General features: G+C 63.8%; 21 protein-coding genes and 1 pseudogene. 7 read left to right on the forward strand and 15 right to left on the reverse strand.

The genetic code is table 11. The features are described 5' to 3' along the window. Positions 1-5: 5 nt before the first annotated feature. Complete coding sequence (locus tag BLR34_RS00130) at positions 6-584, forward strand: FAD-dependent oxidoreductase (RefSeq protein ID WP_092698188.1); 579 nt, start codon at positions 6-8, stop codon at positions 582-584. A 47-nt stretch (positions 585-631) separates the two neighbouring features. Then, positions 632-1,054, forward strand: a complete 423-nt coding sequence (locus BLR34_RS00135) for a DUF5807 family protein (protein WP_092698190.1) — start codon at positions 632-634, stop codon at positions 1,052-1,054. Between the two features lie 95 nt (positions 1,055-1,149). Here the strand turns inward: BLR34_RS00135 and BLR34_RS00140 are convergent, their stop codons facing one another. The 3 genes from BLR34_RS00140 to BLR34_RS00150 are packed head-to-tail and all read right to left on the reverse strand — an operon-like array spanning position 1,150 to position 2,978. Beyond that, positions 1,150-1,377, reverse strand: coding sequence for a DUF7860 family protein (locus BLR34_RS00140; RefSeq protein WP_092698192.1), 228 nt, complete (start codon positions 1,375-1,377; stop codon positions 1,150-1,152). 53 nt (positions 1,378-1,430) lie between these two features. Continuing rightward, positions 1,431-2,501: a DHH family phosphoesterase gene (locus BLR34_RS00145; protein ID WP_092698194.1), complete on the reverse strand. Its 1,071-nt coding sequence runs from the start codon at positions 2,499-2,501 to the stop codon at positions 1,431-1,433. 39 nt (positions 2,502-2,540) lie between these two features. Continuing rightward, a complete protein-coding gene (locus BLR34_RS00150) occupies positions 2,541-2,978 on the reverse strand; it encodes a universal stress protein (protein WP_092698196.1) in 438 nt (145 codons plus the stop codon). A gap of 155 nt (positions 2,979-3,133) precedes the next feature. Between BLR34_RS00150 and BLR34_RS00155 the strand changes: the two genes are divergently transcribed. Both BLR34_RS00155 and BLR34_RS00160 read left to right on the forward strand, forming a co-directional pair. After that, complete coding sequence (locus BLR34_RS00155) at positions 3,134-3,661, forward strand: hypothetical protein (protein WP_092698198.1); 528 nt, start codon at positions 3,134-3,136, stop codon at positions 3,659-3,661. Between the two features lie 68 nt (positions 3,662-3,729). Beyond that, positions 3,730-4,173: a universal stress protein gene (locus BLR34_RS00160; protein ID WP_092698200.1), complete on the forward strand. Its 444-nt coding sequence runs from the start codon at positions 3,730-3,732 to the stop codon at positions 4,171-4,173. Positions 4,174-4,209: 36 nt separating this feature from the next. On the opposite strand, the gene BLR34_RS00165 is transcribed toward BLR34_RS00160, so the two are convergent. The 7 genes and pseudogenes from BLR34_RS00165 to BLR34_RS00195 form a co-directional block, all read right to left on the reverse strand. Next, the gene (locus BLR34_RS00165) at positions 4,210-4,743 is read right to left on the reverse strand and encodes a GNAT family N-acetyltransferase (RefSeq protein ID WP_092698202.1); all 534 of its coding nucleotides are present in this window, start codon (positions 4,741-4,743) and stop codon (positions 4,210-4,212) included. Next, complete coding sequence (locus tag BLR34_RS00170; protein ID WP_092698204.1) at positions 4,740-5,099, reverse strand: universal stress protein; 360 nt, start codon at positions 5,097-5,099, stop codon at positions 4,740-4,742. Before BLR34_RS00170 ends, BLR34_RS00165 begins: the two co-directional genes overlap by 4 nt. Positions 5,100-5,165: 66 nt before the next feature. Then, positions 5,166-6,221: a Brp/Blh family beta-carotene 15,15'-dioxygenase gene (locus BLR34_RS00175; protein WP_092698206.1), complete on the reverse strand. Its 1,056-nt coding sequence runs from the start codon at positions 6,219-6,221 to the stop codon at positions 5,166-5,168. Further along, a complete protein-coding gene (locus BLR34_RS00180; RefSeq protein ID WP_092698208.1) occupies positions 6,218-6,997 on the reverse strand; it encodes a lycopene cyclase domain-containing protein in 780 nt (259 codons plus the stop codon). The genes BLR34_RS00175 and BLR34_RS00180 overlap by 4 nt, the downstream gene beginning before the upstream one ends. A 710-nt stretch (positions 6,998-7,707) precedes the next feature. Then, positions 7,708-10,902: pseudogene (gene carB, locus BLR34_RS00185) on the reverse strand (carbamoyl-phosphate synthase large subunit); the annotation flags it as partial. Positions 10,903-11,043: 141 nt separating this feature from the next. After that, the gene (locus BLR34_RS00190; RefSeq protein ID WP_092698210.1) at positions 11,044-12,507 is read right to left on the reverse strand and encodes a PAS domain S-box protein; all 1,464 of its coding nucleotides are present in this window, start codon (positions 12,505-12,507) and stop codon (positions 11,044-11,046) included. 81 nt (positions 12,508-12,588) lie between these two features. After that, a complete protein-coding gene (locus BLR34_RS00195) occupies positions 12,589-14,325 on the reverse strand; it encodes a sensor histidine kinase (protein WP_092698212.1) in 1,737 nt (578 codons plus the stop codon). A 119-nt stretch (positions 14,326-14,444) separates the two neighbouring features. On the opposite strand from BLR34_RS00195, the gene BLR34_RS00200 reads away from it, so the two are divergent. Beyond that, positions 14,445-16,088: a thiamine pyrophosphate-binding protein gene (locus BLR34_RS00200; RefSeq protein WP_092698214.1), complete on the forward strand. Its 1,644-nt coding sequence runs from the start codon at positions 14,445-14,447 to the stop codon at positions 16,086-16,088. Here BLR34_RS00200 and BLR34_RS00205 read toward each other — a convergent pair. The 5 genes from BLR34_RS00205 to BLR34_RS00225 form a co-directional block, all read right to left on the reverse strand. Continuing rightward, positions 16,085-17,170, reverse strand: a complete 1,086-nt coding sequence (locus tag BLR34_RS00205; protein ID WP_092698216.1) for a hypothetical protein — start codon at positions 17,168-17,170, stop codon at positions 16,085-16,087. The genes BLR34_RS00200 and BLR34_RS00205 overlap by 4 nt on opposite strands. A 27-nt stretch (positions 17,171-17,197) precedes the next feature. Beyond that, positions 17,198-18,454, reverse strand: coding sequence for a hypothetical protein (locus tag BLR34_RS00210; RefSeq protein WP_092698218.1), 1,257 nt, complete (start codon positions 18,452-18,454; stop codon positions 17,198-17,200). Positions 18,455-18,515: 61 nt separating this feature from the next. Continuing rightward, positions 18,516-19,544 (reverse strand): hypothetical protein, encoded by a 1,029-nt coding sequence (locus BLR34_RS00215; RefSeq protein ID WP_092698220.1) that lies wholly within the window; start codon positions 19,542-19,544, stop codon positions 18,516-18,518. A 95-nt stretch (positions 19,545-19,639) separates the two neighbouring features. Further along, positions 19,640-20,269, reverse strand: a complete 630-nt coding sequence (locus BLR34_RS00220; protein ID WP_092698222.1) for an HD domain-containing protein — start codon at positions 20,267-20,269, stop codon at positions 19,640-19,642. A 154-nt stretch (positions 20,270-20,423) separates the two neighbouring features. Continuing rightward, entirely contained in the window at positions 20,424-22,643 is a 2,220-nt protein-coding gene (locus BLR34_RS00225) for an ATP-dependent DNA helicase (protein ID WP_092698224.1), read from the reverse strand. A 13-nt stretch (positions 22,644-22,656) separates the two neighbouring features. Between BLR34_RS00225 and BLR34_RS00230 the strand changes: the two genes are divergently transcribed. Then, positions 22,657-24,591 carry a glycoside hydrolase family 2 protein gene (locus BLR34_RS00230; protein ID WP_245683159.1) on the forward strand — a complete coding sequence of 645 codons (1,935 nt, stop codon included), beginning with the start codon at positions 22,657-22,659 and terminating at the stop codon, positions 24,589-24,591. A gap of 421 nt (positions 24,592-25,012) precedes the next feature. Further along, complete coding sequence (locus BLR34_RS00235; protein WP_092698226.1) at positions 25,013-25,903, forward strand: coiled-coil protein; 891 nt, start codon at positions 25,013-25,015, stop codon at positions 25,901-25,903. Positions 25,904-26,004: the final 101 nt, after the last annotated feature.

A 26,004-nucleotide genomic window follows, 5' to 3' on the forward strand; every position in this document is an offset into this window, starting at 1 on the left:
ATCGTATGTCAAACGTAGCAATCGTCGGCGGTGGTCCCGCCGGCCTGAGCACAGCGCTGTTCGTCCAGAAAAACGGTCTCGAGGCGACTGTCTTCGACACGGACGAGACGTGGATGCACAAGGCACATCTGTTCAACTATCCCGGCATCGGTTCGGTGGACGGCTCGGCGTATCTGGAGACACTCAGGACACAGGCCGACAGCTTCGGTGTCGACCGCAACCAGGACGTCGAAGTGACGGCCGTGGCTGCCGAGGACGGCTTCACCGTCTCGACAGCCGAGGACGACCACGACGCCACGTACCTTGTCTTGGCGACGGGCGCAGACCGCAGCCTCGCCGAGGAGCTGGGCTGTGAGTTCGCCGGCGATGTCGTCGATGTCGGCGTCGAAATGGAAACCAGCGTCGAGGACGCGTACGCGACAGGTGCGATGGTCCGTGAACAGGAGTGGCAGGCAGTCATCTCCGCGGGCGACGGTGCTGCGGCGGCGCTGAATATCCTCTCGAAAGAGGAGGGCGAACACTTCCACGACTTCGACGTGCCCGCTGACGCCGACGCGGTCTTCGGTGTGATGGGCGAGGAGTAGCGGCCGGTTCCAGCAATCTTATTCGTTCGGGCGGTCGATTTTTGGGTATGAACACACAGCGAGCGGAGTTTATCGCCGGCCAGCGCCCCGAAGACGTACACATCTACATCGACGCCGACGCCGTCTCGAATATCGATGCGTTGACAGAACACGGCGAGCGCACCGAGGACGGCATCGTGCTGGTGATGGACGGTGAACAGGCCCGGGGCGTCTTCCAGAGCGCGACCGGCATCGACCCGATGGCACTCGCACAGGAGGCGATGGACACAGACGGCAGCGTAACGGCAGACTGTACTGACGGCACGTGTCCAGCAGACGACAGTCACACAGCCAAGTTCATCTTCTCGTTTGCCGAAGCCCAAAACGACGACGTCGGCGGACTCTACGCGGAGGGTGACGTGATTCACGCCTACGCCGCCTGTGAGTGCGGTGAACGCTACTCTGACAAGTGGGTCGCCGACGACCGCTGAATCGGCTGCTGCGCTCGGCGTTCGGGGCGCACTGAGACCCTCATCGCGTGCGCTCGAAGCGCCTGATTCTCCTCTCGTCGAAGCGTTCTCTCACCCTAGTCCAGCAGCGGCATGACGACACCGAACACGAGCGGCGAAAAGAAGCCGACGACCGTGCCGATGACCTCGGAGTAGAGAAAGAGTGATTTCTCCCAGCCGGGGACCTGTGTCTGTAGCCCAGGCGCGATAATTCCGCCCAGCGCGCCGGTGAGAAACAGCGCAGCGCCGACTAGGAACCCGGCCTTTGCTAGCCTGGCGTAATCTGTCGTCCCGTATTGTGCCATGCCAGTGAGTCGACGGCTGGCCTTTGAGAACTTTTTGATTGCGCCCTCAACCGCTACTCGTCGTCGGCATCGAGTCGCCGGAAGGCGTCGACGATAGCCTGTTTCGCGACAGCGCCCTGTGTCGTCCAGTGGTGGGCGTAATCGAGCATGTCGTCGTAGATGTCGGGCTTACAGCCCGCGGCTTTGGGGTGACCGCCGCCGTTGACCTGTGCGGCGACCTCGTGACAGCGCTCGAAGCCCTCGGTGCCGCGAATCGAGGCCGACCCGGCCGGCTTGACGATGACCGCGGCGTCAGCCCCCTGTTCGCGCAGCGCCTCAGCGACCTCGTTCTGTGAGCAGCGGCCGTAGGTGACACCGACCGTCCACGGGCCGACCTCGCGCAACTCGGCGCGCTCGATTGCCTTCTCGATAAGCGCTTCTTTCTCGACGCGCTGGTCGGCGAGAAACGCCTCGACCTCGTCTGGGAGGTCGACTCCGTGGTCGAGGACGGTCTCGATGTACTCTTCTGGGTCTGCCCAGTAGGCGTAGTCCGCGATGTCGTCTGAACGCTCGTCTTCGCGTATCCAGAGGTCGTGGTCGCGGGTCACCGCCGCTAGCTCCCTGAACTGCTCGTCGAACTCGTGGTCTAGCTCTGCAAGCGCCACGTCTGCGGTACAGACCTCTTCAGAGGCTCCGACCGTGAGGCCGACACCTGCGGCCTCGACCTGCGTGGCGAGGTCGTCATCCCACTGATGGTGGTCGTACCACGACACACTCTCGACCTGAGAGACGGCCGCCGAGAGGTCCTTGATGTCGCTCTCGCTGTCGGGACAGAGGTCACAGATATACAGCGTCGCCGTCGGGTCGGCGTACTCGGCGACCCACGCGAGCGCCTCCTCGATTTCGTGTGGCCCCGCCGGAAGCAGTTCCCCTTCGCCGTGGGCGACGCGGACGAGTGCCGTACAGGCGAGTCCGTCCGCGTCGGGGTCGGCGATTACGACAACCTCGGCGTCTTCGAGTGTCTCTCTTGCTTCGCGTTCGGCCTTCTGGGACTCCAGTGAGTCCGGGTAGAAAAATCCCTCACCGGGAAGCACGGATTTCCGGCCACGAGAGAGTCGGTCGTCGTCGATAAGCCAGTCTTGCATACCTCCGTGTCGCCCCCCAGCGCAAAGAACCCCGCGCTTTCAGTTTTCGAGCTGGCGGACCGTCAGCACGGGCATCGGTGCCTGCCGGACGACCGACTCGGCGACACTCCCGAGCAGAAACGAGTGTTCGCCGTGTCGGCCGCGGGTTCCCATAGCGATAACGTCGGCCTCGACTTCTTTTGCGTACTCGATGATCTCGGTCTTCGGGGACCCCTCTCTGAACGCAGTCACCACCTCTGGTTCGCCGTGGGTCTCGGCTTCCTCGCGGACGGTATCGAGCGCGTCTGTCCCTGTGGATTCGATGGCGTCTTTGAGCTGGTCGCGGACCTCCTCCGGCGAGGAGGCGATCTCGGCGGCATCGACGACGTACACCGCGTGAACGGTCGCGTCGAACGTACTGGCCACGTCGAGTGCGGTCCGAATCCCCCGCTTGGCGCTGTCGGAGCCGTCCGTGGCGATGACTACGGTGTCGAACATACCGCGTGGTTACCCCGGAACGGTAAAAAAGCGCGTGATTGGCGGTCCGCGTGGGCGCTAGATACCGGAATCCGTCCGGCCTCTGATAACATAAGATGTGGCGACATGAATATGCCTGCACCAGGGTTATGCCCAGTTCCTCACTCTGTAGAGCCATGTCTCAGCCGAAAGTAAGCGGCAAATTTGTCGAGGCACTCGCGGCCAGTGCGGGGGCTGTTTCACCAGTCTTCGAACAGAAAATCGAGCAGTACCTCCGGTACAACGGAATCGACAGTGTCGACCCGGGCGCGTGGTACTCGTATGAACAGTTTGCCAGCGCGGTCACAGACGTCGAAGAAGACATCGGGAGCATGACCGCGATGGACGCCGGCGCGGAGATGATTGCCACAGCAGAGGAGATAGCCGACATGTCCTCGATAGCCGAGACGATGGAACTCGCACAGGACGTGCATTCGGCGGCGTACCGTAACTTCACGCCGGACGCGGTCGGACAGTGGAGCCACGAGTACACGGACACGGGAAACTCACGCATCGCGGCGTACGGCGGGTGGCGCTATCCGCAGGGATTTACCCAGGGAATCGTCAAGGGGTACGCAAAGGCCTCGAACGACGTCGTTCAGGCTGAAATCACCGAGACTGCAACGACCAGCGACGAGGTGTTCGCGTTCGTCGTCCAGTCGTAACATAGCGTCGAGCAACGCGTTCGGACGGACCGGCGGCTTTTTTGCACAGCGGGGCCGAGTTTTCGGCGATGGCGCTCGATATCGAACTCGTCCTCGTGGCGGTCGACGGCAGCGACGAATCGCAGGCAGCAGCAGAGACGGCTGCCGCAATCGTCGAACGGTACGGGGCGGACCTGCACCTCTTGCATTTCGTCGACAACCGGGTCATGCGCGACATCGAGACGGGGACCATCTCCCCGGAGACGATTGCACACGAACAGCGGGCGCTGACCGAGACCGTCCACGAGCATCTCCCCGATGATGTCGGATTTACCGCCTCGAGTGCCGCTGGCTTCTCTACCACGAAACTCGGCCAGACGCCCGGGACAATCATTCTCGACGTGGCCGAAGAACGAGGCGTCGACTTCTTGGTCGTCCCGCGCGAGACGCCGAGTGGCGACCCCGACGAAGTGCTCGGCAAGGCCGCTCTCTACGTCCTCGAGTACGCCAGCCAGCCCGTTCTCTCCGTCTGAGTCCTCACAAGCAGGCCGGTCGTGTCTGATGTGGCGTTACTCCACGGGTTCGAGCCTGAGCGACATCTCTAGCTCGAAGCTGTCGTCACCGGTCCGCTCGAAGCCGATTTTCTCGTAGAGGCCGATTGCGGGACGGTTCCAGCGCTCGACGGTCAGCCAGATGCGCTGGATACCCTCGCGTTGTCCCAGTCCCAGGGCCGTCCTGACGAGTGCGGTCCCGATGCCCGCACCCTGGTAGGCCTGGAGGACGAAGATAGCGAGTTCGTAGCTGCCGTCGCCGTCGGGAACGAGCATCACGTGACCGACCGGCGACTCGTCGTGATAGGCGACCGTATTGAGCGCCTCGCCGGTCATCACGACTTCCAGCCACTCACGGATGCTGTCTTCGTCGCCGGGCGGGATACCCTGTGCGCGGTCCTCCGGGTCGAAATCGAGGTACATCGCCGTCAACGCGTCGCTGTCGTCGTAGGTCACCTCACACAGCCGGATTTCTCGCCCGTCGGCGTCGGTGACCGTCCGCGGGGGTGTGGGAAAGCCGTCGACCGTGTCTTCGGGAAAGCGTACTGTCATCGTATCAGTGTCACCGTCGTGTGCGCGTTCAGTAGAACGAACTCGATGACGCTGTCGAACTGTATCTTGCCCAGCGGGCTGGTCTGCCCACCCGAGAGGACGATACGGTCGTAGTCGTCGGTTTCGGCGAGTTCGACGAGTCGGCTGCCCGGCTGGCCGGTCACCGTCTCGACGGTCGCGTCGACATCGAGCGTTTCGAGACGGTCGCGGACGGCCTCCTCGGTCGCCGCCACCGCGTCGTCGCTGCTGTAGACGGCGACGGTCAGCTCGTCACCAGCCTGTCGTGCGCGGTCGACAACCTCTTCGAGGCCGCCAAGCGCGCGTTCGCTTCCGTTGACGCCGACGAGGAGTCGCATATCTCGGCCGATGTACCGGGCGTACTAAAACGCAGCGACCGGCGACGAGCGTGTGTCTCGGCGTGGCTACTCCCACTGGCGCTCGGCGAGCAGCGCCGGCCGCGAGGTCCAGACCAGTTGCTGGTGGTCGAGCCAGGCGACAACGACCACGTGTGGTAGTGTCAACGCCGCTATCAACACGAGATAGAGGCCGACCCACTCCGAGATACTGCCGGGCGCGACCGGCACCAGCCAGTAGAACACCCCCAGAAAGACCAGCGACACGGCTGTCAGCGGCGCGGCGTCGCGGGCAAAGCGACCCAACGCCTGTCCGTATTCTCGGTCGGCCAGCCGCTCGCGTGCGGTCGGGTCGATAGCGAGCAGCCGACCGACGTGTCGGAGCGCGTGCCAGCAGGTGAAATAGAGCCCGACCGCGAGTACCGGCGGGACGAGCGCAAAGTACGCGACCAACAGCCCCACCTCGCCGGCATCGACAAGCCAGTCGCGCCGGCGCTGGGCGCGGACGTATCCGAGCGCGAGCGACCCCGCCAGCAGTCCGGCGACCACGACACCGACCACGAGACGACCGTCGGGCGTGAACGCGCCTTCGGCCCAGCCGAGCGTCGGCGTCGTGAACAGGCCGACCAGCGTCTCGGTGACGAGCCGGTACTGCTCGGGGAACGCGACAAGCGGGACGAGCATCGGGAGCGTGCCGCGGGCCAGTGCAGTCAGTGCCCGCTGGGCTGGCGTCGTGAGGTGGTCGACGCCAAGCACGCCAACCAGCGAATGAACCTCCCCCTGCCCCCAGTGGAGCCAGGTAATCAGGATGAAGACGGCAAAGGAGGCAACCGGGGCCAGAAACCAGGCCAGTGCGTAACAGCCACCGACGACAGCATACAGCACACCCACGGCCGCGAGTGAGCGCCCGGTCGGCGGCTGTCCCTGGACTCTGGTCGGTGCGAGGTGGTCAACCGCGCCGTGTGGTAGCCCGAAAACGAGGACACTGGCGACCAGCGGGACGAACTGGTATCTGAGCGGGACCGTGAGCCCCGCGGCGAACGCGGCAGTTATCACAGCGAAAACGACCCAGCCGGGGACGACTGTTAGCCGGACGAGCGACCGGCGAGCGCTGTCTGCTGTCATCTCTCACTCGGGTCGCCTGTCACGCCGGGCAGGCTGGTGGGTGTCACCGTTGGCCACTGTGCGACGAGCCAGCAGTAGAGTACGTATCCCTGGACCACGAAGAGGTTCGTGACGACGAAAAACGTGGCCTCTTCGACCGGAAAGCCAAACGGCGCGAGTCCGACCGAGTACGTGTCGGCGATTGTCCAGAGGCCGAGCGAGATGGCCGTCCAGTCGGCGACCCAGAAATACAGCGTCGGGACGGCCACCGCCGCCACGACCGCGCGACGGATGTAGACGAGATACGTCCAGCCAAACGCCCACTGAATCGCGAGGACCGGCCCAGCCCAGACGAGAATCGAGGCGAGATAGAGCCAGGAGTCTCCCGCGAGGAGCAGGCACACGCCGACCAGACTCACCCCGACGCCGCTCAACAGTCCGGCCAGTCGCTCGCGCACAGTAAGTGACAGCGACATGTCAGTAGGGAACTCGAACAGGCCCAAGAACAGAAGCGTCGCCGTCGGCTGTGCCAGGAAAAACAGGTATTCCCCGACCGGTGCGACCCAGATAGTCCGCCAGACGACGCCGTCGCCGTACCACCAGACGCCGACCTCGATAAGCAGATTATCCCAGGGAGTCGTGTAGCCAAGCGCGAGTCCGAGAATCACGACCATCCCGGCCACGGCGGCCGGACTGTCCAGCCGCGTGCCACGATACCAGGAGGCAGCGACCAGCAGTGCTATCACGGGGAGCGTGAACACGAGGTGAAACTGGAAGTACGTTTCAGGCGGTATCATTGGTCACACGTGGGCAACGGGGACGGCTGATTTTGGCGGCACCTAGGACAACTATCACGGCCCGGTATAATAACAACGTGCCCAACTAGTCAGGTAGTCGTACAACTCGGACCGTGTTACCGGCTCCAGGGGAGCCGGTCGCGGGTCGACTCCCTTCGACGTCCGATGACCGATTCGGCCCAACTGATTACCTCGTCGAGTACGTCGGTCGGCTCCTCGTCGAACTCGAATTTCCGGATGTGGTCGAGGTTGCCGTCTTCGTGTCCGCCAATCATGTGCGTTGTCTGGCGGTCGCTCTCGGTGGGAACGAGGTAGGCGAGCACGTTGTTGTGTGCCTTTGCCGTCTCGTACTCCGAGAGACGCCGCGAGGAGTCGTAGTCGACCAGTATCGAGAACTTCGAGAGCATCATGTAGATGGCGCGTTTCTCCTCTGCGGGCCGCCCCTCGACGTCGGGCAGCGCGTCGGCGAGGCGGGCGTCGTAGCCGCGCTCGGTTAGCCCGGTCTCGAGGCTGTCGAGGTCGTCGCCGTCGCCAGTGCTCGCCTCCATCAGGAGGACAGAGCTGTCGATGGTCTCGACGACCGTATCGAGCGCGTCACCGAAAGCCGCGAGGTCGCCGCCCTCGTCGGCCATCGCCTGCAGGTAGCCGGCGTCGGCGACGCTGCGCAACGCCTCAATCTGGGTGCGCAGGTCCTCTCGGGTCTTTGGCTGGCCCCAGTACTCTTGGAGTTTCGGACGGTCGTCGACCGGCTCGACGTCGATGGGTTCCCCGGAGTGACGAATCGCCTCTAGTCCCGCCTGTGCGCTCTCGATTGTCGAGAAGTACGGTATGTTCTCCTCGACACAGACTTCGAGTACGTCACGGTCGCGGGTGAGCACGAAGTCGATATCGCCGGCCCGTAGCGCGTCGGTGACCGCCTCCTTGCTGTCGAAGTCATCGAACTCCTGTACGTCGAAGAACTCGGTGAAGCCGACGACCGGCAGGTCGACGAGCGCGACACCCTCTTTGGGGATGGGACGACCGCGTGCCATCTGGGCTTTCTCGTAGGCTTTGCCGAACGTCGACGCCGTCCCCATTACCTCACCGGTCGATTTCATCTCCGGCCCGAGCCGCGGGTCACTGCCCGGGAGCCGGTCAAACGGCAAGACGACATCTTTGACGCTGACCTCGTCGGGAATCTGCTCCTCGTAGTCGAGTTCTTCGAGGGAGGCACCGGCCATCACCTTCGCCGCAATCTTGGCAATCGGGACGCCCGTCGCCTTCGAGACAAAAGGCACCGTCCGCGAGGACCGCGGATTCGCCTCCAGCACGTAGACCTCGCCATCTCTGACCGCAAGCTGGACGTTCAACAGCCCGACCGTATCGAGCGCCTGGGCGATGTTCTCGACGACCTCTCGCACCCGGCGGTTCACGTCACGACCGAGCGACCGGGGCGGAATCATACACGCCGAGTCGCCGGAGTGGACGCCGGCGGTCTCGACGTGTTCCATCACGCCGCCGATGAGGACGTTTTCGCCGTCAGCGACGGCGTCGACGTCGAGCTCGACGGCATCAGCGAGGAACTCGTCGATGAGGATTGGCTTCTCTGGAGAGACCCGGACGGCCTCCTCGATGTAGGTTTCGAGGTCCTCGTCGTTGTAGACGACTTCCATCGCCCGGCCGCCGAGCACGTAGGACGGCCGGACCAGCACGGGGTACCCGATGTCGTGAGCCAGTTCCAGCGCCTCCGACTCGCTGGTCGCGGTCGCACCCTCGGCCTGTGCGATTCCGAGACCGCCCATCAGCCGGTTGAACCGGTCGCGGTCCTCGGCGAGGTCCATCGCGTCGACCGAGGTGCCGAGCACCTCACACTCGAGCTCACGCCGGTCCAGTTCCTGCTCCAGTGGGCGGCCGATATCGACGCTGGTCTGGCCGCCGAACTGGACCATCACGCCGTCGGCCTCGGTCGCCTCGATAACGTCGGCGACCTCCTCGGCCGTAATCGGCTCGAAGAAGAGGCCATCAGAGGTGTCGTAATCCGTCGAGACGGTCTCGGGGTTGTTGTTGACGACGTGGGCGTCGATGCCCATCTCCCGAAGTGCCCGCACGGCGTGTACCGAGCAGTAGTCGAATTCGACACCCTGACCGATGCGAATCGGGCCGCCGCCGACGACGACGACGCTCTCGATGTCGCGGTCGACCTGCAGTTCGTCGCGGTCGAGCGTCGACACCGGGTCACGCGTCGAGTAGTAGTACGGCGTCGAAGCGGCGAACTCGCCGGCACAGGTGTCGACCAGCTTGAAGTCGCGGTCGACCGTGCGCCCGGCGACAGCGTCCACCGAGATAGCGGTGCCGCCGTCGGGCGCGGGGTTGCCCTCGACGCTCTGTGTGTCGCCCAGCGACTCGGGCAGCCAGGAGGCGTGGGTATCGTTGAACTCGCCGCCGGCGAGTGCTGTAATCTCCTGGTCGGTAAAGCCCACGTTCGCGGCCGTCTCGAAGTCACCGTCGCTCGCGGCCGCGGCGGCTCTTGCGACGCGTTTGTAGCGCTCGACGTACCACTCTCGAATCTCTGTCAGCTCGACGACCTCCTCGACGGCGTAGCCGCGCTCGAAGGCCTCGAACATCGCGTACGGCCGGTCCGGCGTCGGCGATTCGAGATACTCGGTCTCAAGCTCGTCGTCTGTGACGTCGCCCCAGTCCGTCGCCGGGTCGTACTCCGAGGAGCGAAGCGCCTTGAGCAGCGACTCCTCGAAGGTCCGGCCGATGGCCATCGCCTCGCCGGTCGATTTCATCGCCGGCCCGAGCTCGAAGTCCACGTCGGGGAACTTGTCTTTTGGCCATCTCGGGACCTTGGTGACGATGTAGTCGATAGCGGGCTCGAAGGCCGCCGTCGTCTCGCCGGTAATCTCGTTGTCGATTTCGTGGAGGCGCTTGCCGAGTGCGACCTTGGCGGTGACGCGAGCGATGGGATAGCCCGTCGCCTTCGAAGCCAGCGCCGAGGACCGCGACACGCGGGGGTTGACCTCGACGACGCGGTACTCGCCGCCGGGCGTGCCGTCGTCGTGCCAGGCGAACTGGATGTTACAGCCGCCCTGGATGCCGAGTTCGCGGATGACCTTCAGCGCGGTGTCGCGCATCTCCTGGTGACCGTCGTCGGGGATGACCTGCGAGGGGGTGACGACGACGGACTCGCCGGTGTGAATCCCCATCGGGTCGATGTTCTCCATGTTACAGATGATGATACAGGAGTCGTCGGCGTCGCGCATCACCTCGTATTCGAGTTCTATCCAGCCGTCGATTGACTCGGTAATCATCACGCGGTTGTCCCGGGAGAGACTCAGTCCCTTCCTGACCGCGTCTTTGAGCTCGTCCATGTCGCCGATGACGCCCGACCCGGCACCGCCGAGCGTGTAGGTCGTTCGCATGATGACCGGCAGACCGCCGACGGCCTCGACGGCCTCCTCGACCTCGTCCATACTCTCGATGGTGACCGACTCGGGGACCGGCTCGTCGATGGCCTCCATCCGCTGGCGGAACTGGTCGCGGTCTTCGGTCGCGTATATGGTATCCAGCGGCGTCCCCATAACCTCGACGCCGTACTCCTCCAGCACTCCCTCCTCGGCGAGTTCGGCCGTGACGTTCAGGCCGGTCTGTCCACCCAGACCCGCGATAACGCCGTCTGGCCGCTCTTTCCGGATAATCTCGGCGATTGCCTCGGTGTTGATGGGCTCGATGTACACCTCGTCGGCCATGTCCGGGTCGGTCATGATGGTCGCGGGATTCGAGTTGACCAACACGACGCGTGCGCCCTCCTCCTGGAGCGCCCGACAGGCCTGTGCCCCCGAGTAGTCGAACTCTGCCGCCTGTCCGATCTGGATTGGACCGCTCCCGATGAGCAGTATTGTCCGGTCTTCTCCCTCTGTCATTGTCGGTTGGAGTCCGTACATCGTAATAAGCCCGACGGAATGGTACGAAACTCGAAGGCGACTTTCGAAATTCGAATTGCTGGCAACGAATTTCAAAACGTCCGGACTGACGGCGGTGAGACCGGGTTCACCGCGCAGGGGTCACGCCGTGTCGATGGTCTGTAACACCGCGGCGTGGTCGCTTTCGGCCCGGAACTCGAACCGTGCGCCGCCTTCGGTCCCCTCGGTGACCGTGACCTCCCAGCCGTGCGAGCGGGCAATCTGGTCGACAATCGAGAGGCCAAAGCCAGTGCCCTCCTCGCTCGTGGTCATGCCGCGCTCGAACACCGCCTCGCGCTGGTCCTCGGGGATGCCGGGGCCGTCGTCCTCGACGTAGAAGCCGCGCTCGAAATCCAGGGGACCGACGCGGACGCTGACGCTCTCGGGGCCGTGTTCGTGGGCGTTGCGAAACAGGTTCACGAGCAACTGCGTCACCCGGTCCGGGTCGGCGGTAAGTTCAGTCTCCTGGACCGTCAACGTCGCCTCCGGATGGTCGACCTCCCACGGTGTCGTCTCGGCGGCGGCGGTCTGTTCCCACGCGGCGTCGGCGACTGCCTGCAGTGATATCTGGGCGGGGTCGACGACGAGCTGTCCCTGCTCTGCCATCGCGAGGAGGTCGTCGATGAGTGACTCCATCTGCTCGGCGATATCGGTGACGTTCTCACAGCGCTGGACCAGGCTGTCGCCGCCGGCTGCCGTGGCCTCGGCCTGCAGCGCTTCGAGTTCGCTTTTCAGGACGCCCAGCGGGTTCCGGAGGTCGTGTGCTACCGTCTGCCCGTACTCGGCGAGGCGCTCGTTTTGCTTTTCTATCTCTCGCCTGTATTTCTTGAGCCGGGTCACGTCGCGGTTGATGGCGACGAACCCCTCGATGGTGCCGTTCTCGGTGAGCGGTGAGATGGTCTGGTCGACGACGTACCGCGACCCGTCTTTACGCTGATTGACGAGTTCGCCCTGCCAGACCTCGCCGGAGAGAATCGTCTCCCACAGCTCGCGGAAGGTCTCCTCGTCGTGTTCGCCGGAGTTGAGCAGCGAGGGGTCTTCGCCGATGGCCTCCGCCGCCGAGTAGCCCGTCGTCTCCTCGAAGGCGCTGTTGACGTACTGGATGGTGCCCTGCGTGTCCGTGATGAGGACGCCGTGACCGGCGTGCTCGACCGCGTTTCGGAATCGTTCGAGTTGGCGCTCGCGTGCTTTCCGTCTCGTGATGTCGACGTTGACTGCGACGAATCTCGTGACCTCGCCGCCCTCCTCGATGGGCGCAATCGTCTGGTCGGCGACGTATCGCGTCCCGTTTCTCCGCTTGTTCACGATTTCGTCGCGCCAGACCTCGCCGGAGAGAATCGTCTCCCACAGCTCCTCGTAGAACGTGCGGTCGTGTTCGCCCGATTTCAGGATGCGCGGCGTCTGGCCGACGGCCTCGCTCTCGCTGAATCCGGTAATCTCCTCGAACGCCGGGTTCACGTACTCGATGGTGCCGTCTACAGACGTGATGTATATGGAGTGACCGGCCGCTTCCGCGGTTTCCAGAAAGAGGTGTAGATTGTCCTCGTCGAGTCTGGTCTCGGTCATTTCGGTTTGTGTTCCAAACCCACTCGATAAGTATAGATGTTTCTTCGATTCCCGGGTTTGTGGACTGTTGACCCGACACAACTAGCTGTCTGCCTGCGACGGTGGTCTCCGTGTGCCGTGTGAGCGCGGCGTCCAGACGTTTTCGACCGGTAGCGACACTTCGATTCGGTTGCCGCCGTATTCGCTCGTCTCGAATGTGAGTCGCCCACCCAGACGCTGGACACACCAGCTTACCGTCCAGAGGCCGAGGCTGCTCGAATGCTGGAGCGGCGTTTCGATTGCAGCGTCGATTGCCTCGCGTTCCGCGTCCGGGATGACCGGTCCGTTGTCCGCCACGACCAACACGGCCCGCGGGTCGGGGTCGCCGACTTCGCGCAGTCGCACCTCGACCAGCGGGTCGTCGCTGTCGTTGTGCTCGATGGCGTTTTCGACGAGGTTCTCGACGACAAGGTCGAGCAGGCCGGTATGGGCGCTGGTGAGCGACAGCTCGTCCGGGAGGTCTGTCTGGAGGGTCACGCCCGGCTCGTCGTACTCGTTGAGGACTGTCTCGACGATATTTGCCGCGTCTATCTCGACGGGACTGGTCTGTAGACCGATGACCTGCTCGATAGCGCGGGCCTTCTCGCCGACGCCGTTTAGCGTGGTCGCCGCTTTCTGAATGTCCTCGGCGAGCTGGCGCTCGGGGTCCTCAAGCCCCTCGGCGAGGACTTCTGCCTGTCCCTTGACGACGGTCAACTGGTTCCGGAGGTTGTGCCGGAGGACACGGTTGAGGACACTCAGACGCTGTTCGCGCAGGGTGCGCTCGGTCACGTCTCGGAACACGAGGAGGTGCCCGACGGTCCGGTACTGCCAGTCAGAGAGCGGCGATGCGGTCATCTCGAAGGTCCGGTTCCCCCGAGCGACAGTAAGCTCGACCGTCTCGCCGGGCGAGGGAAGCGTCACGTCGTCGAACTGGGCCTCCAGTGGCTTGCCGAGGACCGAGTCGCGTTCGATGTCGAAGGCGTACTCCGCGACCGGGTTTACCTCGACAATGCGGCGTTGGTCGTCGACGATGAGGACGGCATCGAGCATGTTGTCGATAACGGCGTCCCGACCAAGCGCTCGCGTCGCAGGGACGAACTCGAAGAGGTCGTATCGGGTAAGCGCGTAGCCGAACGCGACACCGCTTACACTGACTGCATACGGTGTCATATCGAGCCCCTCGATTGGGGCGATACCCAGTACTGACAGGAAGTTGGCGGCGACCGGGACGATGGCTCCGACCACGAGCGCGGCCGACTGGTCGACGTACAGCCCTTCGGCCGTGAAAACGAGGCTGAGCAGGAGGAACGCTCCGGCCAGGATGAGTGCGTAGTTGTAGAGTGCAACCGGCCAGAACAGCGGGCCAAACGTCTGTACTGCCACGGCGACGCCGCCGGTGACGACTATCTCGTCGCTCGTCCAGATGAGTTCGTGGATAGGATTCGTGAACACGGCCGCGGCGGTGAGTGTGGCCACGGCGAGCAGTCCAGCGATGCGTCGTCTGGTAATCAGACGACGACGGCCGGTGTACGAGAGAGCGAAGACAAGCCACGCTACGGGTGCAGTCGTCACACCGACCCACATCACCCGTTCGAGTAGCCGTCTGGTACCCTCCTCGTGAGTGAGCAAGCCAGCGGCGTAGATACCGCCCCAGACCAAACTCGCACACAGGAGCGCGGTCAACTCGGCCGCGCCCGCCTGTGGTCGCTGTCGCCAGACCAACGCGGCCACCACCGCGACGACGAGCAGACAACAGCCCAAAAGCAAGACAGATAACGGCCAGTGGCCCGGCTGCATTGTCAAATATGCGTGTTTCTATTCGGATATATCTATCTCCAGTCGTGCTGTCTTCGCTTCCTTCCGACGACGCTGGTGAATGCAGGCCGTTTATATCCGCCTCGCCAGAGTGACTACATATGAAGGTCGGCCGCGCAGTTATCGAACGACTCGCCGAGAACGGCATCGATACGCTCTTTGGCATTCCTGGCAAGCAGACGCTACCGCTGAACGAGGCAATTGGCAACCGGGACGACATCGACTTCGTCGTCGCGCGCCACGAGACGGCGGTTTCTCACGCCGCCTGGGGGTACGCCGAAACGAGTGGCAGGCCCGCCGCCACGGTCGTCATCCCGGGACCGGGCGATATGAACGCGATGAACGGGCTCAAAAACGCCCTGAACGACTGCACACCCCTGGTGCATATCGCCGTCGAGACCAGCCCCGAGATTCGAGGTGGTGACGGTATCCACGAGACGCCGCCCGACACCTACGACAACGTCGTCAAAACCAACACCGTCGTCGACAGCCCCGAGAGCACACTCGTCGAACTCCAGCAGGCGATAGATACAGCGATGACACCGCCCAAGGGTCCGGTAAGGGTGGGGATTCCAAAGAACTTCCTCAAACAGGACGTGGCCCTGGCTACTCCGGCGACGTACTCGCGAGAGTACACGACCGACGTACCCGCCGAGGACGTGGCCGCAGGTGCAGACCTGCTGGCGTCGAGTAGTGAGCCGGTCATCCTCGCCGGCGGCGGCGTCCGGGCCTCCGGTGGGAGTGACCGCCTGCGTGCGGTTGCCGAGGCGTTGAACGCGCCTATCGTGACGACCTACAAGGGGAAAGGTGCAGTTCCCGACAGCGACGACCGCGTCGCCGGCGCGCTCTCGGGCAGTGCCAGCCCGGAGCTACTCGACTGTCTCGCCGAGGCCGACGCCATGCTCGCGGTCGGGACCGATTTCGACGCGGTCGCGACGCGGGCCTGGTCGGTCGAGGTCCCGGAGGCGCTCGTCCACGTAACCCTCTCGCCAGACGACCTCGGGACGGGATACGACCCGACGGTCGGTATCGTCGCGGACGCGACCGCGGCGCTTGACGCGCTGGCGACCGAACTCGACGACCGGACGACGCCCGATGGGAACGGCATCGAGCGCGCCACCGCTGTCCGTGCGGGCACAGCCGACCGTATCGAACCGCTGCTGGGCGAGGAGCCACCCCTCACATCAGTCCAGGCGCTCCGAACGGTCCGAGAGGCCATCCCCGAGGAGACGGTCGTCGCGGCCGACGCTGGCGGGTTCCGCGTGTGGGGACTCAACGTCTTCGAGGCCGCCGGCCCGCGGTCGTATGTCAATCCCGGCTCCTGGGCGACGATGGGCACCGGCCTCCCGTCGGGACTTGGGGCACAACTCGCAAATCCCGACGACGACGTCGTCGTCCTCACCGGCGACGGTGGTCTGATGATGTGCCTTCACGAACTACACACCGCAGTCTCGGAGGAGATTCCGGTCACTGTCCTCGTCTTCAACAACAGTGACTACGCCATCATCAGCGAAGAGGCAGGACGTTCCTTCGACTTGCCCGAGGAAGCCTATAGCTGGGCTGACGCCCCGCTTGACTTCGCGACCATCGCTGATGGAATGGGCCTCGAGACGGCGCAAGCGAGCCGCCCCGACGAGATAGCAGCCGAACTCACCGACGCGCTCGATACCGACGCGCCGACGCTGCTCGAAGTGCCGACTGACCCGACGGAACCGCAGGCGAGCACCTGGATGTCGTCCGATTAGAAGGGAAGCCGCGAGCGGACCCACCCGAGAACGCCGCTGTCGTCTGTCTCCTCTGTGGCGTCGACGGCCAACTCGACCCATTCGAACTCTGCTGACGACTCTATCTCGCCGCGCACGTCTTCGAGAATGTAGTCTTCCGGGTTCGCCGGGAGCGCGGGTGCCCGTTCTGTGTCGTCGTCTCCCACGTCCGAGAACGGCACGTGGGCCGCTTCCCCATCGGCTGGTCCACCGGTGGCCGTCTCGCGCTCCGGGTCGTCGTCCGCCTTCGTGGTCGACCCCTCCGGGTGGTCTGTCTCCGTAGTTGTGCCCGTCGTGGTGTCTGGGCCGTCGATGTGGTCGCCGGCTTCTGACTCCTCGGCCGTCGTCGCCGGGGAATCTCCCGTCACCGACGTGTCTGCCGTGGTCGGCGTCACCCACTGAATCGACTCCCCGTCGTCGCTTTCTGTTGTGTCGTCCGCGTCAGCCGCGACCGAGCGTTCATCTGTGGCATCGCCGGCGTCGTCCTGTGAATCGTCGCCGCCCTCGTCAGGCTCTGTCCCGGCCCGGGCGTCGTCTACTGATACGTTCGTCTGCGATGAGTCGCCTGTCGACGATTCCGACTCCGAGGGCTCGGTCTCACTTTCCTCGTCGACTGACGGCTCGTCTGCACTCTCCTCGGTGTTGGTCTGTGCTGTCTCTTCGGGGTCGCCCTCGATGTCGGGGTCGATATCGGTCAGCGTCTCGACTGTGGTCTCGCCTTGCGTGACGACGATAGTCCCGTAGTTGATGAAATTGACGAGCGCCGGTATGTCGACGCGCTTGATGCCGTAGACGGTCTCGATTTGCTCGCCCGGGTCGATGTCTGTGCTAAATTCGAGCGTCGCATCTTCGACGCTCCAGGCGTCGCCCATGTAACTCGCGGTGAAGCTGAGGTGGTCTCGCGCGAGGTCGTCCGGGACGGTCTGGCGGTACGTGACGGTGACAGGCTCCTCGCGCACGTTCTTGAGAATGAATTTGACCGCCACGTACGACTCTCGCCGGTATATGGTCACCTGACAGGCGAGGGCGTTCGTCCCGCCGTGGCGTCGTGTCGATTCTGTCATCGCTCTGTAGCTCCCGGTTCTCGGGCGTCACTCATCCATGAACGTCTTCAGTGCACCTGTCACCTTCTCGCGCCAGCTCTGGATGGCACTGACCTCGGATTCGAGTTCCTCGACGCTGTCTTCCATCCCAGTGACACTCTCGTCGACTTCTTCGACGTCGTTCTCGACGCTGTCGAGTCGGGGTTCGACGGTCTCGCGCCACTCCGCGGTGGCTTCGACCTCGTTGCTCATCTCCGCGATTTCGGCTTCCATCGCTTCGAGTCGCTCTTCGAACTCGCCGAACACCGCCGCTGGCGGACCGTGTTCGTCGAGAACGTCCTCCATCGAGGAACTGAACGCCTCGATGTCACTCATCCGCGACTGGAGGTGTGCAATTCTGGCGTCACCGGCGTCGCCGTCGCCGAGTTCCGCGTCGAGCTGTCGGCGCTGTTCCGGCGTCAGGTCGCCGTCGTCGAGACGACTCTGTAGCTCGCTCACCAGCTCTGCTGTCGAAAGCGACGATACGTCTCGTTGCTCTTGCTCGCTTGCTGTCATCTCTGTGTCCTCCTGGGTGTTTTCGTCTGTCGGCGTTGCGGGGTCGTCGGTCTCGCTGTCCGTCGCGAGTGGGTCGGGTTCCGCCTCAGTTGCGAGCGGGTCGCTCTCTCCGGGGTCCGCCGAGTCCTCGGCACTCTCGGTCTCCTCGAACACACCCGACTCGGCCGAATCACTGTCGACCGCGTCGTCGCCCTGGCTGTCCTCGACTGTCAGTGGCTCCTCGTCGGGGTCGACCAGAATGTCGTCAGGGTCCGTCCCAAACTCCGCGGTCTCGGTCTCTATCGGCTCGGCACTGCCGGTCTCGTCGTCGACGGGCTCGAACCCACTTTCAGAGAGCGAGTCGGCCTGTTCGATAACGTCTTCGGCACCGCGACCGGCAGACTGTTCGGCGGTTTCGAGGGCTGTCACCGCGGCAATCCGGCAGTCTTCGAGCGCACGGGTGGCGACGGCGTCGTCGGCGTTCTCGATGAGATAGAGCGTCGTCAGCTCGGCGTCGGGGGCGAGGTCGGCCTCGAACTCCAGGCTCCCGTCCCGTACCGTCCAGGCGTCGCCGTCGAAATCCGGATGAAAGCCGATGCGGTCGGCGTCGAGACTCGGCACTGCGAGACGGACCTGGCACCGTTCGGGACGGTCCGAAACGAGCTTGAGAACCACCGCTGGCACCTCGAACTCGTCTTCGGTATAGAGCTGATGGACCGTGATTCCGTCGGCCGATATGGTCGCATCTCGATTGTACGAACGCTCTTCCATACCGGAGGTGTCGCCCCACTGGGTCAAAACGGTGGCGATGCTATGTCAGCATTTTCATGTATCAGGCGGGGCGACGCTTTCTGGCCCCGGTCTGGTCGATTTCGATTCGGTGGCCGCCGGTGTGACGCGACACGGAGAGCGACCAGCCACAGGTGCGTAGCTGCTTTTGAATGGCTTCCAGACGGGCCTCCTGCTGGCTGTCTGCCAGCGTGGTCGTACAGTCGACGTAGATTCCGTTCTCGGTCGTCCCGACTCGGACGACCCGTCTGTCGGGGGCGTCTCGCGCCGGAGTGTAGCCGCCGTCGCTCTCGATAGTCACGTCGCTCTGTGGATTCCGGTGCTGTGCCCGGAGTGTGATTGCTCGGCTGGTGAAGACCTGACCGTCGTTTGTTTGCCCGGCGACGACAGTCCGAATCAGGTCCCGGAGCGCCGACCGCACCTGCTCTGGGTCGGCTTCGAGTGGCTTCGAGTCGATAATCTCCAGCACGACAGAGTGTGTCTCGACGCTCTGCCAGGACTGCTCGACGACCGTCGCCAGCGACGGCGGCCCGGCCTGTGCCCTCGTGGTTGTCTCCGCCGGTGGATTGTCGGCTGGCGGCTCCGGCTCGGCCGACCCGTCAGTCCGAGGAGGCGGCGAACTTGACTCGCGTGCATCCGACGATTGGCTCATCGCTGCCGCCGACTCGGCCACGTCTCTGGCAGATGTCGGCTCGGACTCCGCCGCCTGTCCACTCTCGTCGGTTGGCGATGACGAGGTGTCGGCCGATTGCTCTGTGGTCGACCGCGCTGAATCCTCTGTGGACGTCGAAATCTCCGCTTTGACCTCCTCTAGCTGGTTCTGTGTCTGCTCGAACTGTCGCCGGTAGGTCGTCGTCTTCTCTTGTTGCTGTTCGACCTGCTGTTCGAGGGCCGCCTGCTGGTCGTGAAGGTGTCTGATATGTCGGTAGAGGCCAACCCCGGCAGCCACCGCGACGGCCCCGAGTGCGCCGACTCCGAGGCCGACCTGTGGGCCCAGCAGATATCCGGCAAGTGCCGCCGCCACGACGGCGCCGCCCAGTCCACCCACGGCGAACAGTGTCTCCCGGCTCATCGTTGGTACAGCCGTACCCACTATCTATAACAATAAATATCTAATTCCTCTGTCATACACGCGTCTGACGCCTGTCGGGTCAGGTACCCGAGAGGTCAGGCATCGCCGGCGATTTCGCGGTCGAAGCGGTCGAGAAACGACTCGACGAACGCGCTGCGGTCGTCGGCAATCGCTCGGCCGGCGTCGGTGTACATCCGCTCTGGCAGGTCGAGAATCTTCTTGTAGAAGTGGTTGTACTGGTGGGCTCCCGCCGACGTATCGTCCTCGGTGAGGGGTATCTCGGGGTCGTAGATCGTCTCGCCGCGTTCGCCGCCGTAACTGAAACAGCGCGCTATCCCGACGGCACCGAGCGCGTCGAGGTTGTCGGCGTCACAGAGAATCTCGGCTTCGAGTGTTTCGGGCTCTAGGTCGTTCGAGTACCGATGGACGCGGATAGCGTGACAAACACCGTCGACATGTGACTCGTCGACCCCGCGGTCGGCGAGAATGTCCTCGGCCTCCCGGGCACCCCAACTCGCGTGGTCGTCGATGTCGCCGCGGTCTTCGCGGACTCTGCCGATGTCGTGGAGTAAGACGGCGTGTCGAACGACGGTCTCCTCTGCTCGGTCGTAGGTATCGAGAAGGGTATCGGCGAGACGCTCGACGCGCTGGACGTGGTGCCAGTCGTGGGCCGGGTTCATCTCGTCGTCGAAATACGAGCGGGCGACTGCGCGAACGTCTTCCATGCCTGCCCGGATTCTCTCTCGTTCAATAACGGTTGTGGTGCCGGTTCGTGGTGATTCTCGGGGTACTCTTTGACACGCCGGCACAAACGAGGGTTTGTGCGCTCCAAGACAGACCCTCTCATCACCTCGCGGTAATGACCCACAGCAACCACAGTCAGGGCGTCGGCGGGTCGCCTCCGTAAGCGTCCATATCGCCGTAGAAATTCAGCAGGCCGAACTTGAGTTTCGCGGGGTCGACATCTATCATCTCGTTGCGCTCCTCTGGCGGGAAGGTGCCACGGACGGCGTACTCCGGCATCTCGATTTCAGCCCGCTCGGTGTAGCGGGCATCGAGCAAGATTCGCGCCCCGAAGTCCTCGGGTGAGCGAACAACCCGGCCGAGCGCCTGGCGGGTCTTCCGGACCGTCGGAATCTCGACGGCATAGCGCCAGCCAGCCTCCTCCTTCGCGTCGCCGAACTCGGCTTCGTAGGCGCGCTGGACGGCGTCCATCCGGTCGTCTAGATGCGGGTACGGAACGCCGACGACGACGACACTCCGGGCGTCGTCGCCGTCGTAGCTCACGCCCTCCCCGAGGGTTCCCCACAGCGAAGTAAAGAGGATGCCGGCGTCGTCGTCTGTGAACTGCTCCCGGAGTTCCTGGGCGGGCGTTCCAGGCTCGTCGAGGTAGGTCGTACCGGTCGTTACGCGCTCGTGATACCGGGCGGCTTCGCCGTAACTCGGAAAGAAGGCGAGCGTGTTTCCCGGCGTCATCCGAGCGGTGTCTTCGAGGACGCTCGTCACGGTTTCCTGGACATCGCGGTCGTCGCGGTTGCTGGCAAACAGTGCCGGGCCGTCGACCGCGTAGGTCCGCCGACGGGACTCGGGGAACTGTGCCCCGTATGCCATCGTCTCGGGGTCGTCGAGCCCCAGCACGTCCTCGGTCACGTCGAAGGGACGCAACGTTGCACTCATCAACGCGCTGGCGTGGAGGTCGTCGAACAGCGACTGGGTCACCTGTTCGGGGATACACGTGTACAACTCGACGCGTCCGTAGATGTCGCCTTTGGTGTCGTTGATTCGCTCGTCGACATCGCCACCGCGTTGCTCGCGGCGGAGGCTGACGACCGGATAGGTCCCCGTCTCGTCGGTCTCGCCAAGCCACGATTCGAGGAACGTAGCGGTCTGGAGCGTCTGACACTCCTTTCGCACGCTCGTCTCGCCGTTCCTGTAGGCCTGGTCGTACTGTCTGTCGAGTTCGTTGCCGAGGTCGAGTGCCTCCTCGAGTTCCTGTTCGTAGCCGGGCCCGGAGTACGACTGGAGGAAAGTCAGCGTCAGGTCGTCACGCCGGTCCTCGTTGGCAATCGAGAGGTCCGTCCAGTGGTCGTCTATCTGCTCGGGACCGGGTACGTCGGTGTCGTATGCCCCCTCGTCGAGCTGGCGCTCGTAGGTCTCTCGGAGCGCCCGAAGAAACGTCGAGATGAGGTTGTACGCGCCGTCAGAACGCCGGTCGTCCGCTTCCTCCAGTTCGTCTAGGGCACTCACGATAGTGTTTTCAGTGAGCGTCTTGCGGGCGTGGTCGCGGGCAGCGTCTTCGACGTTGTGGGCCTCGTCGAAGATGGCGATAACGTCCTCGGGGTCCCGGCCGAGCCACCGGAAGAACTGCTCGCGTATCATCGGGTCGAGCAGGTGGTGGTAGTTACAGACCACGAGGTCGACCCCCTCGACTCCCTCTTTCAAGAGTTCGTACCCACAGAGTCCCCGCTCGTGAGCGTACTCGTAGATGTCGTCGGGCGTGCGCACGTCGTCGTACAGCCACGCGAAAAACTCAGTCGTATCCGTCGTCAGATTCCGGTAGTAGTGGTCGCAGGTCGCCTGCTCCTCGAACTCTGCCAGCTCGTCCTCGGCGGCGTCGAGTTCGTCCATCACGGCCGCCCGCGCTTCAGTGGCGTCGCTGTCGCCCTGTTGGCTCCGGTCGAGGAGGTCGCGCTGTTTTCGTTCGAGGTCGGCAAGCTCTTGCTCGGCGTCGACGAGGTCACGGGTCGTGTCCCGGAGGGCCTGACACTCCTCGTAGCCAACGTCGATGTGACACATCGAACTCTTGCCACGGAAGACGACCGCCCGTACGTCTTGGGTGGCGGCGATGGCGCTTGCCTCGCGGCGGAACTGCCGCATCTGCTGGTGAACGTTGGTGGTGATGACCACTGTCTTGTCCGTCTTGCGGGCGTATTCGAGCGCCGGTATCAGCGACGCCAGGGTCTTTCCCGTCCCCGTTGCGCCCTCGAAGAGGATGTCCGTCCCGTCGTCGAGCGCCTCGTACACCTGCGCCATCGCCTCGCGCTGGTGGTCGTAGGGTGAATCGTACGGGAAATACCGAAGATACGACGGCTGTGACACGTGCGGTCGTACGGTGTTCTGGGATATAAACGACAGCCTCGAAGTGGATGTGGTCGCGGACGCGGCCGGGCTGAGTACCGCTCCCGTAACTGATATGACGACGGCGAACGGCGAGCGACATATGCTCGAGGAGTGGCAGGCATCGGCGCTCGACGGCGGTCGGTCGGGGAGCCATACCGTCTCTGTCCCGGGAAAACCAGCACAGCTGGCCGGCAGCGACGCTGTAAAATACAAGACACAGTTCACAGACCCCCGTGACCCCGACGACGACGTTGCCGTCCTCGAACTGCGTGGGCTCTACGCGCAGGCCGAAGTCCACGTGACCGGCGAGCGAATCGGGGGGAACGGACCCGTCTCACACGACGCCTATTTCGACCCGTGTCGCGTGGCGTTCGACCCCTACGAAGACAACGAGGTGGTCGTCACCTGCCGACGGCCACAGGACCGCTTTGGCGGCATCCACGACACCGACAGCCTCCACGAGCAAGCGCGGGTCCCCGGTATCTGGTGGGGCGCGACGCTCGAAGGCCGCCCGCTCCCGTACATCGAAGACCTGAGTGTCCGGCCGGAACTCACCGACGCCGGCGCACGGCTCCACGTGACCGCGACCGTGGTTAGCGACGAGGCGCTCTCAGACCGCATCACCTACTCGCTCAGGCCCGCAGGCGACTCGCGGAGATCCGGAATGATGGACCGCGAACGCGTCGAGACCGCCGGTCCGGGACGCGAGCGGGTTCATCACGCCGTCGAGGTTCGCGACCCGGCACGGTGGTGGCCACGCGAACTCGGCGAGCAGAACCGCTACACGCTCCGGGCGAAACTTGGCGACTCAGAGCGCACTGTCACCACTGGCATCTGTGAGATTGCGCGCGAGGGCGGAGCGTTGCGCGTCAACGGCGAGCGCGTCCCGATACGGGGCGTCAATCTCACTGGTGGGACCGAAGCAGATGTCGACCGCGCATGCGAGCTCAACGCCACCGTCGTCAGGGCACACGCGAGCGTGTTACCGCCGGCGTGTTACGAACGGTGCGACCGCGAGGGGCTGCTGGTCTGGCAGGACCTCCCGTTAACCGGCCCCGGCGCCTTCGATGTCGACCGAGGACAGTCACTCGCCCGGACGCTGGCGCGCCGCCGCGCACAGAACCCGAGTGTCGCCGTCTATACTGTCCACGACGACCCGGTCGAACCGTTTACCGACGGACTCGGGACCGGAACGCTCGATAGTCTCCGACTGCGGTGGCGGGCTTGGCGGAGTAACTACGACCGCTCGGCGGCCGACCGGGTCGCCGAGGAACTCCCCGAGGACAGGCCAGTGGTTCCTGTTGTCGGGCCGCCGGGAACTGGTGCAGACGCCGGCTCGTATTACCCAGGCTGGGACTACGGCGAGCCGAGCGATATCGGGGCGTTACTCGACCGGTACCCGACCGATGTCGTCGCCGAGTTCGGAGCCGGAGCGCTGGCCGAAGCCGTCGGGGATGCCGCGGGATTCGACGCCGCCAAACACGAGCGCCACGCCGAGGGCGTCACGGAGTCACAGGCCTACCAGGCGTCGCTGCTCCGGACGATTATCGAACGGCTTCGAATCGCGGATGTCGGCGCGCTCGCGTTCACACTCCGCGACACCGACCGAGCCGGAATGGGCGTCTACGCCGCCGACGGGGACGCCAAGGCCGCGGCCGACGCAGTCGAGAACGCGCTCCGACCGCTACAGGCGTTTCTCGCAGATACCTCGCCGGGAGAGAGCGAGGTCGTGGTCGTCAACGACCTCCCAAAATCGTTCGACATCTCGCTCTCGTGGACGGCCGGCGACGAGAGCGGCGAGTTCGACCTGACCGTCGAGGGTGGGAATCACTGGCGCGGCGGCGCTGTCGCCGTCCCAAATGAGGGAACCGTCGGCCTCACGATGGAGGTCGGCGACCACCGTATCGAAAACGAGTACGACGTGTGAGCGCCGATACACGCCAAATAATCGCTTGAGCTGTGCCGTCGCTGTCAGCCCAGTGATGGCCGACCTGCGTCGACGTATTCGTCGACTTCCTACCGCATTCGTATAGAACTACTGACTGTAGGGTCTGTTTATATACTCGTAATCTTGTCATACCGGCGCGTCGCATCCACTGTGAACGGTTTGCAGGGGCTGACACAGCGGTTGTCCGGTATGTGCGAACTGTCGCCACACGGGGTATCGACCGGAATATTTAAACGCTATCCCATAGAAAAGATAGATACCAGAACGTTCCAGCGTTCCGGCAGTACAGCCCGACGACCGACATGACAGGCAACACTTGTTATCGGCGTCAGCTACTCCGTAGCTGTATTGCCGTCCGCGGGGACGGAGATGGAATCGACCTACACATAGAGGGACAATCATGTCAAAGGTACTCGACGACTCAAACAACATCGAAATCACAGAAGAGCAACTCGAAAACAACTCCAAAGGCGAGCTTATCAAGCTCGCAGGCAAGCTCCGAGACCGACGCAACGAGCTAAACCAGCTGGCCTCCGAGAAGGCCTCGGCCCGTGACGACCTCAACGCGAAAACGCGTGAGAAAGTCGACGAAGCCCAGGAACACCGCGAGAAACGCGACGAGCTCAACGAGCAGGTCCAAGAGCACAAAGAAAAGCGCAACGACCTCAACGCCAAGGCAAACGAGCTGTTCGAGGAGGTCGAACAGCAGAAAGACGACCTCAAAATCGACGAGGGCAAAGAAATCGAAGAACTTGAGTCCGAAATCGAGGACCTAGAGTTCAAACAGCAGACCGAGGTTCTCGACGCCGAGGACGAGCGTGAACTCATCGAGAAAATCGAGCAAAAACGCGAGGAACTCCAGGAGAAACGCGAGAAGCTCGACCAGAGCGACGACCTCGAAGAGCTCGAAGCCGAAGCCGAGGAAGTGCGTGCCGAAGCCTCCGAACACCACCAGAAGGTGACCGAGCTCGCCGACGAGGCCCAAGAACACCACAACAAGATGATCGAGGCCTACCGCGAGGCCGACGACATCCGCGACGAAGCCGACGAGAAACACGAGGAGTTCGTCGAGGTACAGGAAGCCGCCGACCAGCACCACGAGGACTTCGTCCGTGTCCAGAAGCGCCTCCGCGAACTCGATAAGCAGGAAGAAGAAGAAGAGCGCGCACAGCGCGAGGAGAAAGAAGAGGCTGCCCGCGAGGAAGCAGAGGAAATCTACCAGAAGTTCAAGGAAGGCGAGACGCTGGACACTGAGGACCTGATGAAACTCCAGAAGACGGGGCTTCTGTAACACGATTGTCCCTCAGCAGGGTGGGGTGTCGCTGGCCTGTCAGTTCGTCTTTTTTATCGACAGCCAGCAGACGTGCTCACGCTATTTGTGTCGCCTTGCAG

It is taken from the genome of Halovenus aranensis (assembly GCF_900100385.1).
In the GTDB taxonomy this organism is placed as follows: Archaea; Halobacteriota; Halobacteria; order Halobacteriales; family Haloarculaceae; genus Halovenus; species Halovenus aranensis.

Coding starts and splice junctions, on each gene's coding strand:
- BLR34_RS00130 (WP_092698188.1), top strand. CDS start 6: ATGTCAAACGTAGCAATCGTCGGCGGTGGTCCCGCCGGCCTGAGCACA.
- BLR34_RS00135 (WP_092698190.1), top strand. CDS start 632: ATGAACACACAGCGAGCGGAGTTTATCGCCGGCCAGCGCCCCGAAGAC.
- BLR34_RS00140 (WP_092698192.1), bottom strand. CDS start 1,377: ATGGCACAATACGGGACGACAGATTACGCCAGGCTAGCAAAGGCCGGG.
- BLR34_RS00145 (WP_092698194.1), bottom strand. CDS start 2,501: ATGCAAGACTGGCTTATCGACGACGACCGACTCTCTCGTGGCCGGAAA.
- BLR34_RS00150 (WP_092698196.1), bottom strand. CDS start 2,978: ATGTTCGACACCGTAGTCATCGCCACGGACGGCTCCGACAGCGCCAAG.
- BLR34_RS00155 (WP_092698198.1), top strand. CDS start 3,134: ATGTCTCAGCCGAAAGTAAGCGGCAAATTTGTCGAGGCACTCGCGGCC.
- BLR34_RS00160 (WP_092698200.1), top strand. CDS start 3,730: ATGGCGCTCGATATCGAACTCGTCCTCGTGGCGGTCGACGGCAGCGAC.
- BLR34_RS00165 (WP_092698202.1), bottom strand. CDS start 4,743: ATGACAGTACGCTTTCCCGAAGACACGGTCGACGGCTTTCCCACACCC.
- BLR34_RS00170 (WP_092698204.1), bottom strand. CDS start 5,099: ATGCGACTCCTCGTCGGCGTCAACGGAAGCGAACGCGCGCTTGGCGGC.
- BLR34_RS00175 (WP_092698206.1), bottom strand. CDS start 6,221: ATGACAGCAGACAGCGCTCGCCGGTCGCTCGTCCGGCTAACAGTCGTC.
- BLR34_RS00180 (WP_092698208.1), bottom strand. CDS start 6,997: ATGATACCGCCTGAAACGTACTTCCAGTTTCACCTCGTGTTCACGCTC.
- BLR34_RS00190 (WP_092698210.1), bottom strand. CDS start 12,507: ATGACCGAGACCAGACTCGACGAGGACAATCTACACCTCTTTCTGGAA.
- BLR34_RS00195 (WP_092698212.1), bottom strand. CDS start 14,325: ATGCAGCCGGGCCACTGGCCGTTATCTGTCTTGCTTTTGGGCTGTTGT.
- BLR34_RS00200 (WP_092698214.1), top strand. CDS start 14,445: ATGAAGGTCGGCCGCGCAGTTATCGAACGACTCGCCGAGAACGGCATC.
- BLR34_RS00205 (WP_092698216.1), bottom strand. CDS start 17,170: ATGACAGAATCGACACGACGCCACGGCGGGACGAACGCCCTCGCCTGT.
- BLR34_RS00210 (WP_092698218.1), bottom strand. CDS start 18,454: ATGGAAGAGCGTTCGTACAATCGAGATGCGACCATATCGGCCGACGGA.
- BLR34_RS00215 (WP_092698220.1), bottom strand. CDS start 19,544: ATGAGCCGGGAGACACTGTTCGCCGTGGGTGGACTGGGCGGCGCCGTC.
- BLR34_RS00220 (WP_092698222.1), bottom strand. CDS start 20,269: ATGGAAGACGTTCGCGCAGTCGCCCGCTCGTATTTCGACGACGAGATG.
- BLR34_RS00235 (WP_092698226.1), top strand. CDS start 25,013: ATGTCAAAGGTACTCGACGACTCAAACAACATCGAAATCACAGAAGAG.